Source organism: Atribacterota bacterium, from assembly GCA_039638595.1.
GTDB lineage: Bacteria > Atribacterota > Atribacteria > Atribacterales > Caldatribacteriaceae > Profundicultor > Profundicultor thermophilus.
In genome coordinates, this window is the sequence record JBDIWM010000045.1 from 1 (window position 1) to 15,158 (window position 15,158).

The 15,158-nt window shown below is 45.8% G+C and carries 14 protein-coding genes; 13 read left to right on the forward strand and 1 reads right to left on the reverse strand.

The window, feature by feature from the left end:
* The 7 genes from ABDK92_09290 to ABDK92_09320 all read left to right on the forward strand — a co-directional run.
* Positions 1–594 (forward strand): ATP-binding cassette domain-containing protein (locus tag ABDK92_09290; protein ID MEN3186799.1); only part of this gene is annotated, 594 nt, incomplete at its 5' end.
* A complete protein-coding gene (locus tag ABDK92_09295) occupies positions 581–1,591 on the forward strand; it encodes an ABC transporter permease (GenBank protein ID MEN3186800.1) in 1,011 nt (336 codons plus the stop codon). The genes ABDK92_09290 and ABDK92_09295, both read left to right, overlap by 14 nt.
* Positions 1,592–1,614: 23 nt before the next feature.
* Entirely contained in the window at positions 1,615–2,640 is a 1,026-nt protein-coding gene (locus ABDK92_09300) for a Gfo/Idh/MocA family oxidoreductase (protein MEN3186801.1), read from the forward strand.
* Entirely contained in the window at positions 2,634–4,169 is a 1,536-nt protein-coding gene (locus ABDK92_09305; GenBank protein ID MEN3186802.1) for an FGGY family carbohydrate kinase, read from the forward strand. Before ABDK92_09300 ends, ABDK92_09305 begins: the two co-directional genes overlap by 7 nt.
* A 15-nt stretch (positions 4,170–4,184) precedes the next feature.
* Positions 4,185–5,207 carry an alcohol dehydrogenase catalytic domain-containing protein gene (locus tag ABDK92_09310; protein ID MEN3186803.1) on the forward strand — a complete coding sequence of 341 codons (1,023 nt, stop codon included), beginning with the start codon at positions 4,185–4,187 and terminating at the stop codon, positions 5,205–5,207.
* A gap of 24 nt (positions 5,208–5,231) precedes the next feature.
* Positions 5,232–5,810, forward strand: a complete 579-nt coding sequence (locus tag ABDK92_09315) for a glucose-6-phosphate isomerase family protein (protein ID MEN3186804.1) — start codon at positions 5,232–5,234, stop codon at positions 5,808–5,810.
* Positions 5,811–5,827: 17 nt separating this feature from the next.
* Complete coding sequence (locus ABDK92_09320) at positions 5,828–6,781, forward strand: shikimate dehydrogenase (protein MEN3186805.1); 954 nt, start codon at positions 5,828–5,830, stop codon at positions 6,779–6,781.
* Positions 6,782–6,825: 44 nt separating this feature from the next.
* Here the strand turns inward: ABDK92_09320 and xylB are convergent, their stop codons facing one another.
* Entirely contained in the window at positions 6,826–8,310 is a 1,485-nt protein-coding gene (gene xylB / locus ABDK92_09325; protein ID MEN3186806.1) for a xylulokinase, read from the reverse strand.
* 239 nt (positions 8,311–8,549) lie between these two features.
* On the opposite strand from xylB, the gene argS reads away from it, so the two are divergent.
* From argS to rho, 6 genes are all read left to right on the forward strand, one after another.
* A complete protein-coding gene (argS, locus tag ABDK92_09330; GenBank protein ID MEN3186807.1) occupies positions 8,550–10,217 on the forward strand; it encodes an arginine--tRNA ligase in 1,668 nt (555 codons plus the stop codon).
* A 14-nt stretch (positions 10,218–10,231) separates the two neighbouring features.
* A complete protein-coding gene (locus ABDK92_09335; GenBank protein MEN3186808.1) occupies positions 10,232–11,860 on the forward strand; it encodes a CTP synthase in 1,629 nt (542 codons plus the stop codon).
* A 2-nt stretch (positions 11,861–11,862) separates the two neighbouring features.
* Positions 11,863–12,696 carry a glutamate racemase gene (murI, locus tag ABDK92_09340; GenBank protein MEN3186809.1) on the forward strand — a complete coding sequence of 278 codons (834 nt, stop codon included), beginning with the start codon at positions 11,863–11,865 and terminating at the stop codon, positions 12,694–12,696.
* Positions 12,697–12,700: 4 nt separating this feature from the next.
* Positions 12,701–13,582: a 4-(cytidine 5'-diphospho)-2-C-methyl-D-erythritol kinase gene (ispE, locus tag ABDK92_09345; GenBank protein MEN3186810.1), complete on the forward strand. Its 882-nt coding sequence runs from the start codon at positions 12,701–12,703 to the stop codon at positions 13,580–13,582.
* Positions 13,583–13,592: 10 nt separating this feature from the next.
* A complete protein-coding gene (locus tag ABDK92_09350) occupies positions 13,593–14,342 on the forward strand; it encodes a nucleotidyltransferase family protein (GenBank protein ID MEN3186811.1) in 750 nt (249 codons plus the stop codon).
* Positions 14,343–14,354: 12 nt separating this feature from the next.
* The coding region (gene rho, locus ABDK92_09355; GenBank protein ID MEN3186812.1) for a transcription termination factor Rho at positions 14,355–15,158 on the forward strand (804 nt) is incomplete at its 3' end.

The following is a 15,158-nucleotide window of genomic DNA, read 5'->3' on the forward strand; positions in this document are numbered from 1 at the left end:
AAAATTTTTTTAGAAGGGAAGGAAATAGAACTTTCCTCGCCTCTTGAGGCTGTTCATTCGGGTGTCGGGTATATCCCTGAAGATCGGCGGCAAGGCTTAATTTACGAAATGCCAGTTTTTTCAAATATCACTTTGGCGGTTCTGGAAGAAGTTTCCAGAAGAGGTATTCTAAAATTGGAAGAGGAGTTTCGTTTGGCTAGAAAATTTGTCCAGGATCTGCGGATTAAGACCCCTAATATTTTCCGAGAAGTTCTCTTTTTGAGTGGAGGCAATCAGCAAAAGGTGCTTTTAGCCAGGTGGTTGGCAAGAAACCCTAAGATTCTCATTATGGATGAACCTACGAGAGGCATCGATGTTGGAGCCAAGTTCGAAATTCGAGAGTTGACCAGGTCTCTGGCTCGTGGAGGTTTGGGAATTATTTATATTACCTCTGAGGCCCATGAAGCCCTTGATTTTTCGAGCCGAATTGCAGTAATGCGCAATGGGAGAATTGTAGCAATGTTTGAGAACCCTTCTCGAATTACAAAATCGGACTTAATTGCTGCTGCAAGTGGTGCACTGGAGAGAGAGGTGGTCTGGAGTGGTCAAAGATAAGGAAGCCACTGGTTCCACAATTTTTCTTCCTTCTTTGCGAAGCTTGATTCTAAGGGGTGGATCTCTGGTAGGGGTCGTGGCCTTGAGTATAGCCTTTGCCAGTTTTACTCCTCATTTTATGACGCTGGGTAACTGGCTCAATATTCTCCGACTGGTCTCGGTGGTTATGGTCCTGGCCTCGGCTCAGACTATGGTCATTATTGCAGGTGGTATCGACCTTTCAGTAGGGTCGTTATTGGCTATTGGAGGGTGTCTTGCGGCAGTGGCGATGAGTTACTGGGGATGGGGATTTGTGCTTGGGTCGCTTCTTGGTATTGCGGTAGCAACGCTGGCTGGTCTAGGTAATGGAGTGGTCGTGGCTAAGGGAAAAATCCCTGACTTCATTGCTACTTTGGGCATGTTGGGTGCTTTACGAGGTGTTTCTCTGCTCATTACTGGTGGTCTGCCGGTCCCGTCTCATTTCACGGCGACCAAACTTGCTGGATATTTGCCTCAGGTTCTGGTCTTTTTGGGTAGTGGTGATTTCTGGGTTGTTCCGGTGCCGGCTGCCATCGGTATGGGCATGGTTATTGTTACCTGGTTTATTCTCTCTCGCACCACCTTTGGTCGATCCCTTTATGCTGTAGGGGGTAATAGGGAAGCGGCCAGGGCTTCGGGTATCGATGTGGATCGGATAAAATTTATTGTTTATGGATTGGCGGGGTTGTATTGTGGGGTTGGCGGACTGGTACTTGTGGGCAGGATGAATTCTGCCAATGCCCTGATGGCCGAGGGAATTGAGCTCCAGACCATTGCTGCAGTGGTTATTGGAGGAACCAACCTTTCTGGAGGAAAGGGTTCGGTTTTTGGGACTCTGATTGGGGCCATTTTGATGGGTGTTCTGAGTAATGGCCTTAACTTACTTAATGTCCAGCCCTTCTGGCAAAGAGTGGTGAATGGGTTACTCATTATTGTCGTGGTCGTGTTTGACCAGTGGCGCAGAAGATTGGAAAAGTAAAGTCGGAGAAAGGGGTGGGGTAGGTGGAGAAAGTCAACTTTGTTCTGGTTGGAGCAGGTCGAGCAGGAATGGTTCACGCTCGAAATCTCGTCCACTATATTCCCGAGGCGAATCTCTGTGCTTTGGTGGATGTAAATCTGGAACAGGCTCAGAAGTCGGCTGAAGAAGTGGGCGTTGCGAAATATTACACCAGCTTTGAAGAAGCTCTGGAGAAAGAGCGTTTTGAAGCCGTGTGTATTGCTTCGCTGACTTTTACTCATCGAGAGATTATTGAAAAAGCTGCTTTAGCTCGGAAACACATCTTTTGTGAAAAACCTCTGGCACAGACGAAAAAAGAGGCTGAGAAAATCAAGGAAGTGGTAAGAGAAGCCGGAATAAAATTCCAGATTGGATTTATGCGTCGATACGATCCTGAAATCCGAAAAGCCTGGGAAATGGTCAGAGAAGGAAAAATTGGAGAGCTGGTTCTTATTAAATCGACTGGAAGGGGACCAGGGTTACCCCCTGCCTGGATCTGGGATAGGAGTAAAAGTGGTGGCATGCTCGCTGAGGTTTCCTCACATGATGTCGATTCGATGCTCTGGTTTGCAGGGAAAAAGCCTGGCACTATCTTTCTCATGGCAGGGAATTTTAAAGGTCAGGAAGCGCGAGAGAAATTTCCTGATTTTTATGACCACTACGTGCTGACGGTGAACTTTCAGAATGGTCCGATGGGGGTTGTTGACGGAGGATGTCCGGTGGGATATGCGTATGATGCTCGCATGGAGATCCTGGGTACCGAGGGAATGATCCGGGTTGGTGAAACGGATATTCCTGGTCTTGCATGGTATACGCTGGAAAAGAAGGCGATCAAAGAAACTCATTCGAGTTGGCGCAATCGGTTCAAAGAAGGATACCTTGAGGAGATGAAATCTTTCATTCGATGCATTATCAAAAACGAAAGACCTTCGCCATCGCTTGAAGACGGCTTGCGGGTGGTGGAGGTGATAGAAACTGCCCATCAGTCGCTGGAGATGGAAAGACCTGTTCTTTTTGAAGGGGAGTGGTAATTTTGCCGTACTTCATTGGGTGTGATCTGGGCACCACAGCGACCAAAACCGGTCTTTTTGATGCTGAGGGAAAATTGTTAGCTCTGGCGCGGCGAAGTTCGAACCTTATTTATGGTAAAGACGGAAGTGTCATTCAGGATCCCTATGAAATGCTTGACTCGGTTGTTGAGACTGTCCAGGAAGTGATGGAAAAGAGCAAGGTTCCTCTGCGGGAAGTAGGAGCCATGGCGCTTGATGGACAGATGGCAGGAATTATGGGAGTCGACGAGGATGGAGAACCGGCTACACCGTACGATTCTTGGCTTGATGTTCGCTCAACGCCGTATGCTCTGCTGATGAAGAAAAAAGGCGAGGACCTCGTTGCTACCCGTTCTGGAATGGCTCCCAGCATTAATCATGGTCCCAAGATACTATGGTGGAAAAATGAGCATCCCGAGGTTTATAAAAACATTGCCAAATTTACGGTTCCTTCCTGTTGGGTTACGCAAAAACTTGCAGGAATAAAAGGCGAAGACACTTTCATTGATTATACCTATCTCCATTTTTCCTGTTTTGCCGACCTGGAAAAAATTGTCTGGGATAAAGATATTATCAGTCTTTTTGAAATGGAAGAAAGTAAATTTCCCAGAATTGTTGAACCCTGGATGGTGGTGGGTCAATTAAAGAAGGAATGGGCAGAAAAGATGGGGCTCCTTGCCGGTACTCCTCTTGTGGCTGGTTGTGGAGACCAGGCTGCCAATAACCTGGGAGCAGGTATTGTGCAAAAGGGAATGGCCTTTGACGTGGCCGGAACGGCTTCCTGTTTCAGTCTTTATGTCGACCGGTACGTTCCTGATGTGAAATACAAAACGCTTCTTTTTCCTCGGGCGGTTTTGCGTGATTATTATTATCCCATGGCTTATATCAATGGGGGAGGCCTCGATTTGGAGTGGGCAAAGAATGAACTTTTCCGGGATGTTGCTCATACTTCAGAGGTGTTTGCTCTAATCGATAGAAAAGTAGAAGAAGTTGCGTCTTCGCCTTCTCCGATTATTTTTATTCCTCATCTACGAGGGAGGAATTGCCCCGGGGCACCGTATTTTCGGGGTGTTTTCGCGGGGTTTAGTTGGGAACACAAGAGGGAACATCTTTTCCGAGCGATACTTGAGGGAATCGCTTTTGAGTATGCGTACTATTTGAAAATCATCCGGGAATCGATGCCTGAGATTCAGTTTTTTGAGGTTCGGGTAATAGGGGGAGGAGCAAAGTCATCGCTTTGGAACCACATTAAAGCGAGCGTCCTGGGTATTCCTTATGTAGAATTGGATCGTGGGGAGTGTGCCATATGGGGTGCAGCGATGCTTTCTGGCTTTGGAGTTGGAGCATTTGCGGATCTCAGAGAAAAAGCCCTGAATTCGGTGGCGAAAGTGAAAATTCACTATCCGGATGAGACGTTGCATAGCTCTTATCAGAGGTTGCTTGCTTTTTATCTCGAGGTTATGGAAAAAATGGGGGACGTGTTCCAGAGTCATCAGGAGTTATTCTTTTAGAAAGGTGGAGACAAGATGAAAGCGGCTGTTTTTTCCTATCCTCCACACGTAGAAATAATGGAAAGAGAGGTCCCTTCCCCAGGTGATGGGGAAATTGTGGTACGAGTCAAAGCAGGTGCCCTGTGCGGTACTGATTTACGTATTGCTCGAAGAGGGCATGGCAGTATTCGGGAAGGTGAAGAACGAATTCTGGGTCATGAAATTGTTGGTACTGTCGCCAAGAGGGGTAAAGGTGTAGAAGGCCTGGAAGAGGGTATGCCTGTAGCGATTGCACCCAATTACGGTTGTGGGAGGTGCGGATACTGTGTACAGGGTCTTGTACATCACTGTCCCGAAACCAAAGCCATTGGTGTGACCGTTGATGGTGGCTTTGCGGAATTCGTCCTTGTTCCTCGCAGGGCCGTTGCCCAGGGGAATGTGGTTGCTCTTCCTGATACTGTTGATTTGGTTTCCGTTTCCTTTGTGGAAGCCCTTGCCTGTGTTGTGCATGGATTTTTGCCTCTCAAAGTTGGCTTTCGGGATAGAGTGCTTATTTATGGAGCTGGTCCCATTGGTCTTATGTTTTGGGAACTCTGCCGGCTTGCAGGGGCAAGAGATGTGTGGATTGTCGATTTAAGTGCGGCAAGGTTGAAAGTGGCCGAAGAGCGGGGCGCTCGTACTCTTCTTGCAGGAAACATATCCGTGAAAGAAGTTGTCGGTTCAGTGGATGTGGTTATTGTGGCGGCGCCTTCGCCGGAAGCTCAAAAGGAGGCTCTGGAAATCGCGGCAACCTACGGGAGGATAAACTTTTTTGGAGGTCTTCCTCCTCAGGTTAAAGAGGTACCACTTCCCAGTAACCTTATTCATTACAAAGAGCTCCTGGTTACGGGAACAACCAGATCAAACAACTTCCATTTTCGCTATGCTCTTGATTTGTTGACGTCGAACGCCTTGGATCTCTCGTATCTTGTCACCAATGTGCTGCCTCTTAAGGAGATTAACCATGGACTCCAGCTTATGGAATCGCAACAATCCCTCAAGGTTGTTCTGATTCCTTAAATTTTAGAAGAAAGGATGATGGGTATGAATTGTATGATGAAGCCCTTTAATGTGGTTATCGATTTAAGGAGTGGGCAGCTTTCGCCGGGTAAAAGGGTCATAAGAAAGGTCAGCGATGTGAAAGCGCTTTTTTTTGATAAAGAAGCGGCAGAGAAACTCATTCAGAGTGGAGATCCACTGGTTTACGAAGTTATTTATGCTGATGTCCCTGAAGAAGAAGGTCATTTGGGTCATTGTACCACCATTATTTATCCAGGTAAAGTGGGAGAAGAGTTCTTTCTCACCAAGGGTCATCGTCATGAGAAATTAGGAACTGCTGAAATCTATTTTTGTCTCCAGGGAAAAGGGAAGCTCCTGATGGAGTCGGTGGATGGAGACTGGGAAGCCTTGGATATGTTTCCGGGATCGGCTTCCTATATTCCACCTTACTGGTCTCACCGCACCGTAAATGTGGGGATTGAGCCACTGGTTTTCTACTGTATTTTTCCTGCTGATGCTGGTCATGATTACGCCACGATTGAGCGAGAAGGCTTTCCCAAAATTGTTGTGGAGAGGAATGGAGAAGTGGTGCTCGTTGATAATCCCAATCGAAAAAAGTGTTGAGGTAGGAGGAGATAGGAATGAAACTCCCTGAAAAAGCAACTCAACCAACTATGTATTTTATTGGTGTAACCACTGCTCAATCTTCGATTATGAAACTGTTTCCTTTGTGGGCTCAGGAATTAGATATCAAGGGAGCAGTTTTGAAAGGTATTGATATTGAAATTCATGCTCCGGCTTCGGTATATCGGGAAGTGGTGGCTTTCATTAAAAATGATCCTCTTTCTCTGGGGGCCTTGGTGACGACCCATAAAATTGACCTTTATGAAGCGTGTCGAGATATGTTTGAATACCTCGATCCTTATGCTCAGCTTTTTGGGGAACTCTCTTCTATCTCTAAAAATGAAGGGCGTTTGGAGGCTCATGCCAAAGACCCGATTTCAAGTGGCCTATCCATGGAGGCATTTATCCCTCCCCGGTTCTGGAAAGAACACGGAGGTGAAGTGTTCATTATGGGAGCAGGTGGCAGTGCCCGGGCCATTGCTGCCTACCTTTTTGATCCCAAAAAGAGTGATAATATGCCCTCTCGACTCTACGTTTCCAACCGTACCACTCCCCGGCTTATTCGAATGAAGGAAATCATGCAAGAAATTAATCCCCAAATCAACGCTGAGTACATTCATTCTCCTGAGCCAAACATTAATGATCAGATTCTGAGTCGTCTGAAGCCGTATTCCCTCATCGTCAATGCTACGGGTTTGGGGAAAGATCGTCCTGGTTCTCCGCTTACCGATGATTGCGTTTTCCCCCTGCATAGCCTGGTGTGGGAATTGAACTATCGTGGTGACCTGAAGTTCATGCATCAGGCTCTGGCGCAGAAAGAAACCAGGAAACTTCATGTTGAGGATGGCTGGCTTTACTTTATCCACGGCTGGACTCAGGTGATTGCACAGGTTTTTCACGTTGAAATTGATCCTGAGACTTTTTCCCGCATTGAGCGTATTTCTCATGCTTTCCGAAAGGGTTCTGGGTGAAAGCGTGGAGGGGGGGACATCCTGTAGTGATGTGCTCCCTCGCTTCATTCTGGAAATAGTTCTTTCAAGGCTGGATACGTTTTCTTGAATTTTGCGTAATGGTGGTTATATGCTTCCACCCACTCTGGCTCCGGAAGGGTAGGGTTCAGGTAATGAATGGTGGATTGAGTTGCTTCTTCCAAGGATGAAAAACAACCAGCTCCGACCATGGCCAAAAGACATGCTCCAAACGCTGCTTCTTCTCTGGTGTCGGTGGTAAGCAAAGGCATATTGAGGACAGAAGCCATGATTTTTCTCCAGAGCGCGCTTTTGGACCCTCCACCTGAGAAAATAACTCGCTGAGGTTTTACGCCAAGTTCTTGGAAAATTTCCACCACGTTTCTCATGCCCATTCCTACACCTTCCATTATGGCTCGCACGAAATGAGCCCTCTCATGAGCAAGGTGGACGTTGAGAAAAGCACCTCTAGCCTTGGGGTTCATGTGCGGTGTTCTTTCGCCGATGAGATGGGGTAAAAACATGAGGTGGTGGCAACCAGGGGGGATTTGCTGTGCTTCTTGGTCCAGATTCTTAAAATCGAATGAGTGTTCAGGGGAATCAAGGATTGATTTTTTAAACCAGCTCAGGGCAAGTCCGGCACAGAGTATGGCACCCAGAAGATGCCAGTAGCCGGGAATGGCGTGACAGAAAGTGTGTATGCGAAGCTTTTGATCGATAAATGGGTATTTGAGTGGAGCAAAAACCTGTCCCCCAGTACCTATGGTAAGGAGTATTTCTCCTTCTTCAGTAACCCCATTTCCTATGGCTGCACAGTGCTGGTCTCCGGCGCCGGCTATAACCAAACCTTCTCCTTTTATACCCAGTTCGCTTTTGACCTCTTCTTTCATACTTCCTATGATTCGATTTGATTCGTGAAGGGATGGGAAAAATTGAGTGTCAAGGCCTAAAGCGTCAATCATAGATTCTGACCAGCTTCGAGTACGGATGTCAAAGAGCAAGGTGGAAGAGGCATCGGCAACATCGGTTGAAGGAGGAAGACCCATTTTCACCTTCAGGTAATCCTTAGGGAGAAAAACCCATCGAATTTGGCGATACACTTCGGGAAGATTGTTCTTCACCCAGACTAGAGTGGCCGCCATAAAGCCAGTAGCGATATCGCTTCCGGTAACGGTTTCGAGGTATTGCTTCAATTTTTCTCGAATCATTTGTACTTCGTTATGGCTGCGCTGGTCTGCCCAGATGATCGCAGGGTGTACCGGCTCCAACTGCTCATTGAGCATGACGGCTCCATGCATCTGTCCCGAAAAACTCAAGGCTTTGACGTTGGGCTCAGGGAGTTGTTGCACAACTTCTCTTATGGCTTCTTTGGTTTTCTCCCACCAGGTTTCAGGGTTTTGTTCGGCGAAACCTGGCTGAGGAGTAAGGATGGAGTAATCGCGAGACGCGATGCCGCGAAACTGACCGTCTTCATCAAGACATATAACCTTTACGCTCTGTGTTCCAAGGTCAATACCAAGGAAAAAACTCATGATTTTTCCCCTCTTTTTACGAAAAGAGTAACACGAAAGACACCGTTTCGCAAGAATCTCCTATCCTCTGTGGTATACTGTATCTTCGAGTTTTTGAAGCCTTGGATTTTATCTTGTCCTGAGTAGGTATTTGTTGAAGGGTGCAAGGAAAAAATATATAATGTCGCAGGGATGTTGGAAATAACCCCAGAGCATAAAACCTTGAATAAACTTGCTATTTGACGGTTAAGGAGACGAGCATGGATAATTCAATTACAGAAATAATCAAGTTAAAGGTGCAGGAAGTTCTTCAGGATGTCTTTCCCCAAGAGGGGAAAGAAGTAGAGGTGGTGATTGAACCCACCAAAGACGCAAGACATGGCGATTTTGCAACGAATTTGGCATTTTTGCTTTCGCGCCGTCTCAGAAGGTCCCCGCATGATATTGCTCATCTTTTGGAAAAGCCTATGCAGGGGAAGTTGCAGGAAATAGCCAGAGTAGAAATCGCCGGACTCGGTTTTATCAATTTCTTTCTTCATGATCGTTTTCTCCTTTCGCTTCTGCTTGAAGTGCTGGAAGAAAAAGAACGATTTGGAGACTTGCAGCTGGGAAATGGGAAAAGGGTTCAGGTGGAATTTGTGAGTGTCAACCCCACTGGACCCCTTCATGTCGGGCATGGAAAATGTGCGGCTTTTGGGGATGCGCTGGCACGAATTCTTGCTAAAGCCGGTTTCACTGTAGAAAAGGAATATTATATTAACGATGCTGGGAGACAGATTGACCTTTTGGGTATGTCTCTGGAAGCCCGTTGCAGACAAATTTTGGGAGAAGATGTAGAAGTTCCTGAAGATGGGTACAGAGGTGAGTATCTCCTGGATATTGCTCGTATGTTCCTGGCAGAAAAGGGCCGAGAACCACTGAATTTCCCAGAGGAGGAAAGAAAAAGTATTTTTAAGGACTTTGCTGTAGAAAAGATTCTGAAAGGAATCCGGGCCGATCTCGATCGTTTTCGGGTATTTTTTGATGTCTGGTTTAGCGAACGGGCGCTCTATCAGGATGGAGCAGTAGAAGTGGTGTTAAAGGTTTTATCTGAGCGAGGGTATATCTATAAACAGGATGGTGCTTTGTGGCTTCGAACCACTCTCTGGGGAGATGATAAAGACCGAGTTTTGATTCGAGAGAACGGGATGCCGACCTACTTTACTTCTGATATTGCCTATCACTGGAACAAATGGCAAAGAGGATTTAGTCGGGTTATCGACGTCTGGGGAGCTGATCATCATGGGTATGTGCCCAGAATGCAGGCGGCCATGCTTGCCCTGGGTCTTCCTCAAGATTTCCTGGAGGTTTTTATTGTTCAATTTGTGACGCTTTTGCGTGGAGGACAGCCAGAACGGATGTCAACTCGCCAGGGAGAATTTGTGCCCTTGAAGGATCTTTTGGACGAGGTTGGGGTGGACGTGGCTCGCTATTATTTTCTCATGCGTGATCCGGCAACCCATCTTGAGTTCGATGTTGAAGAGGCAAAGAGAAAGTCAATGGACAATCCTGTGTATTACGTTCAGTACGCCCATGCGAGGATATCTTCGCTCTTCAAAGAAGCTGAAAAACGCAAAATCAAGGTGATACCTTTTGAAGAAGTTACGGATCTAGGATTTCAGAGTCAGGAGGAGAAAGAAATCGCCAAAAAAATTATCTATTTCAAAGAAGTGGTAAGAAATGCTGCTTTACTTCGCCAACCCTACCTTGTCTGTAATTATCTTCAGGATTTATCTGCATTGTTTCATTCCTTCTATAATCTCCATCGCATTCTGGAAGAAGAAGACATTCGTCGAACTTCCTTCCGTCTGGGACTGTGTCTTGCGACACAGATTATTTTGAAAAATGGATTTTCTCTTCTTGGCATTTCAGCACCAGACAGTATGTAGGAGAGGTCATGCTTATGAGTAATAAAGATGGCAAATATATTTTTGTAACTGGTGGCGTGGTTTCTTCCCTGGGTAAGGGTATTACTGCGGCTTCGCTGGGGAGGATATTGAAAAGCAGAGGTTTTAAAATTACTATGCAAAAGTTTGACCCGTACATCAATGTTGATGCCGGGACCATGAATCCCTATCAACACGGTGAGGTCTTTGTTACCTATGACGGAGGTGAAACGGATTTAGACCTGGGCCATTACGAACGGTTTATCGATGAAGAGCTATCCAAGCTGAGTAACGTCACCACGGGCAAAATTTATAGTTCTGTGATCACCAAGGAACGACGAGGAGATTTTTTGGGAGCCACTGTTCAGGTAATTCCTCATATTACCAATCAAATTAAGGAGGAGATTTTTGCTCTTCGTGAACGGAGTGCAGCTGATGTGTCCATCGTTGAAATTGGAGGAACGGTCGGAGATATTGAGGGGTTACCCTTTTTGGAAGCGATACGACAGATCAAAAATGATATCGGCAAAGATAACTGTCTCTATGTCCATGTTACTCTGGTACCATTTATTGAGGCGGCAGGAGAACTGAAGTCAAAGCCCACTCAGCATAGTGTCAAAGAGTTACGCAGTATCGGGATTCAACCAGATGTGATTGTGTGTCGCTCTTCCCATCCTATGACTCCAGAAGTGATGTCTAAAATTGCCCTTTTTTGTGATATTGAAAAAGAAGCTATTATTCCCCTTCGAGATGTGCGTTCGATTTATGAAGTCCCTCTGGTGCTGGAGGAGAGAGGGGTAGGAGATTGGGTTTTATCGAGACTGAACATGCCTTCTGTAGAGAAAGACTTGAAAGAATGGTCCCAAATGGTTTCGAGAATGTGGGCTTTTCGGGGTGAGGTCACCATAGGTCTCGTGGGAAAATACGTGGAGTCCAAAGATGCCTATTTAAGTATTTGTGAAGCATTGAAACATGGGGGCATCGCTCTGGGTTTACGAGTCAATATCAAGCCCATTGAAGCCGAACTCCTTACGGAGAACAATGTGGATATGCACCTGTTAGGGCTAGATGGTATACTTGTTCCCGGGGGATTTGGGCAGCGAGGAATAGAGGGGAAAATTATTGCTGTACAGTATGCTCGGGAGAGGGAAATTCCTTTTTTGGGGATATGCCTCGGCATGCAGGTTGCAGTCATCGAATTTGCTCGTAACGTCTTAGGTTTCCGCGAAGCTCATTCCACGGAATTTAACCCCCATACTCCGTATCCAGTTATAGACCTTATGCCTGCGCAGAGAGAAACCCGGGATCTGGGTGGAACCATGCGTTTGGGAAATTATCGCTGTGTCCTGTCTAATCAATCTTCGACGTATTCCCTTTATCGGCATGGAGAAATTCAGGAAAGACACCGCCATCGCTATGAACTCAACAACGATTTTGTAGAAAAATTGGAACAGAAAGGGATGATTATGGCGGGTATCAATCCTGAGTACCAAGTCGCAGAAATTATTGAGCTTAGAAACCATCCTTTTTTTGTTGGAGTACAATTTCATCCTGAGTTTAAATCAAGACCCAATCGTGTTCATCCGCTCTTTTACGGTTTTGTCCGGGCTTCTTACGAACACAGAATACGGGAGAAGGGAGATTGAAATTGGATAACCAAAAAATTATCGGGGTGATCGACTCAGGCGTTGGTGGTTTGAGCGTGGTTGAAGCGATTAAACAGCTGATGCCTTCGCAGGAAATCATATATGTTGCTGATCCGCTCCATTTCCCTTACGGAGAAAAAACCAGTATAGAATTGATGAATCTGGTAAGACCGTTTATCTTGTTTCTCCAGTCTTGTGGAGTAAGTGTAGTTGTAACGGCTTGCGGTACGGTCAGCGCTCTATGCCTTGAAGAGTTGCGTAAAGAGTTTTCTCTGCCCATCGTAGGCATTTTAGAACCAGCTTCTCGAGAGACGATCCGGATTACACGGGAAAAGAAAGTGGTAATTTTAGCCACTCACGCTACGGTCAAGGCTGGTACCTTTGGCAATGTTCTGAGAACTATGGATTCAGAGATCGAAATTTATGAGGAAGCTTGGCCAGAATTGATTATGGCGGTAGAACGAGGAGATTTTAATACGCTGAAATGGAAAAAATGGGTGAGCCAGAAATTCTCGCTTTTTCATAGGCGAGGAATCGATACAGTGATTCTCGGTTGTACCCATTTTGCCCTTATCTGGTGGTTTTTTGAGGAGTTGGCAGAAGGTCGTTTATTTATCGTTAATCCGGCTCAAGCATGTGCTCGAGAATTGAAAGAGGTTCTTGGTGTCGAGTTTAATGCGCGTGCTCAGAACGGAAAAATATCAGTCTTTGTGCGGGGAAATCGAGCTTCCTTTCAGAAAACACTCCAGAGCATTCCTCTTTCTTTGAGTAATCTAGAAATTGCCTCTTTTCCTTCTCCTATTGCTTTGGGTGAAGAAGTTCGCTACGCTCGGTGAAGCTATGCCTGATATTCATGTGGTCAGGTCGTATGGCAAAATAAACTGGTTTCTCAGTATCGGTCATTTGAGAAAAGATGGATACCATGAAATTTGTTCACTCATGCAGAAGATCAGTTTGTATGACGAAATCGAAGTGGTTCTTGCTCCCAGTGACTCCATTACCTGTAATTATTCAGTGCCGGTGGGCGAAAAAAGCCTACTTGGGAAGACATTGGCAACTTTGAGGGAATTATATCCCTGCCTTTCTGGGATTGGTTTGGCAGTCAAGATTAGGAAACGTATTCCTCCAGGGAGCGGTCTGGGAGGAGGAAGCAGTAACGTTGCCGCACTTTTACTCTCTGTCCCGGCTTTTCTGGGATTACCAGATGTCCGGCAAAAGGTAGTAGCGCTTGCTCCAGCCCTTGGTTCTGATGTCCCGTTTTTTATACATAAAGTTCCATTTGCCCTGGTTCGAGGAAGAGGCGAAGATGTGGTTACTCTCCACCCAAGCCCCAGCTATTTTCTGGTGCTTTTGTTCCCCTCTTTTCCGATCTCCACTGCCTGGGCGTACCGGAAGTGGGACGAGGAATTGGGTAACTTCGAAACTTTGGCTCAGGAAGGGAGGCGAGCACTCGATAGATTTCTGAAGAACGGTAACCGAGAAATGTTCGAGAAAGCGATTTGGAACGATTTTGAGCCATTGGTGTTTCGTTACTACCCTGTTTTAAAAATGTACCGAGAGATACTTCTTGGGTTGGGGTGTCGGAAGGTTTTTATGACCGGGAGCGGTTCGACTCTGGTTGGTGTTGTGGAAAACAGGGGACAGGGAGAAAAGGTTGTGGAAGAACTCAGTCAAAGAGGGATGAATGCTATATTAACTTCGACGCTCGTGGAGGAATTGTAAGGAGGGTACTATGATTGATGCGATCATTTTGGCAGGTGGTGGTGGAGGGGAAATCGAAAAAAAATTTGGAGTAAGTAACCGGGCTCTACTTGTCATAGAAGGGAAGTTTATGATAGAGTATGTTATAGAAGCCCTCAGGGATGTTTCCTCTATTGGAAAGATTGTAGTCGTTGGTTTGGTCGAGGATTTTAAATCCAGAATCGGTAGCAAGGTTAGCGAAGTTGTTCAGCCAGGCAAAAACCCTTTCGAGAGCACCTTGAACGGTCTTAAAGTCTTGAAACCGGAGGGTAAGGTTCTAGTGGTAGCAAGTGATTTGCCTCTGTTGAGGAGAGAGATGATCGAAGATTTCTTTTTGAGGTGTGAAAAGAGAAAGGCCGATTTTTATTATCCCATCATCCGTAAAGAAACGTATGAAGAGAAAATTGGTCAAGGAAGACGAACCTTTGTGAGAGTTAAGGAAGGGTTTTTTACTGGGGGTAATCTGTTTTTTATGGACCCCGAAGTGGTGGAAGGAAAAAGGGAGTGGATTGCTCAGATGGTTGAGAGCCGCAAAAAACCTCTTGCCATGGCTCAGATTTTGGGTGCAAAAATTATTCTTAAATACTTTTTAAAACGCCTGCGAATCGAGGATGTGGAAAGAAGAGTGGAGAAGGTTTTGAGGATGAAAGGTTTAGCTGTTATTACTCCTTATCCGGAGATAGGATTTGACGTTGATAAAGTGGAGCATGTGGAGATCGCCAAGAGTTTATTGATGAGATAGGAGGAGGTTGCCGTGGTTACGGAAAACAATCCAACCGAAATCATTGTTGAAGAAAATGAACCAAAAGATACTGAAAAAGAGACCAAAGAAAAGGAAAAGAAGGCTTTGGTTCAATATTCTTTGGCAGAGCTGAAACAGAAATCGAATGCAGAACTTTCGGAAATTGCACAGTCTCTGGGTATTTCTGGTTATAGCCGGAAAAAGAAAAGCGATCTGATTTTTGAAATTCTCAAAAAAGCCACTGAATCAAAGGGGTATATCTTCAGCGAGGGTGTTTTGGAAATCACTCCAGATGGGTACGGGTTTCTGCGAACTTCTGATGATTTTTCTCCTTCAGAAAACGACGTATATGTTTCTCCGTCACAGATTAAACGTTTTGTGCTCAGTAGTGGTGATAAAGTTGCAGGTCAGGTGCGTCCCCCCAAAGAAGGGGAACGGTACTATGCTTTGCTCCGGATTGAAGCCATTAATGATGAGGATCCAGAGCAGGCCAAAAAAAGACCTCTTTTTGAAAATCTGACTCCTATTTTTCCCGATGAACAATATATTTTGGAAACTTCACCAACGGAGATCTCAACCCGTATTATCGATATCTTTGCTCCCATTGGAAAGGGACAGAGAGGCCTCATCGTTGCTCCTCCTAAAGCGGGAAAAACCGTGCTTTTGGAGAAAATCGCCAACGGAATTTCCGCGAATTATCCCAATGTGGTTTTGATTGTCCTTCTTATTGATGAAAGGCCTGAAGAAGTGACTCAAATGGAACGTTCGGTGAAAGGATATGTTATTGCTTCAACGTTCGATCAGAAACCGGAAAAC

What these genes read in the sequence shown, in the direction of transcription:
- ispE (MEN3186810.1), top strand. Translation starts at nt 12,701, where the DNA reads ATGCCTGATATTCATGTGGTCAGGTCGTATGGCAAAATAAACTGGTTT.
- ABDK92_09320 (MEN3186805.1), top strand. Translation starts at nt 5,828, where the DNA reads ATGAAACTCCCTGAAAAAGCAACTCAACCAACTATGTATTTTATTGGT.
- ABDK92_09310 (MEN3186803.1), top strand. Translation starts at nt 4,185, where the DNA reads ATGAAAGCGGCTGTTTTTTCCTATCCTCCACACGTAGAAATAATGGAA.
- ABDK92_09350 (MEN3186811.1), top strand. Translation starts at nt 13,593, where the DNA reads ATGATTGATGCGATCATTTTGGCAGGTGGTGGTGGAGGGGAAATCGAA.
- xylB (MEN3186806.1), bottom strand. Translation starts at nt 8,310, where the DNA reads ATGAGTTTTTTCCTTGGTATTGACCTTGGAACACAGAGCGTAAAGGTT.
- ABDK92_09315 (MEN3186804.1), top strand. Translation starts at nt 5,232, where the DNA reads ATGAATTGTATGATGAAGCCCTTTAATGTGGTTATCGATTTAAGGAGT.
- argS (MEN3186807.1), top strand. Translation starts at nt 8,550, where the DNA reads ATGGATAATTCAATTACAGAAATAATCAAGTTAAAGGTGCAGGAAGTT.
- ABDK92_09335 (MEN3186808.1), top strand. Translation starts at nt 10,232, where the DNA reads ATGAGTAATAAAGATGGCAAATATATTTTTGTAACTGGTGGCGTGGTT.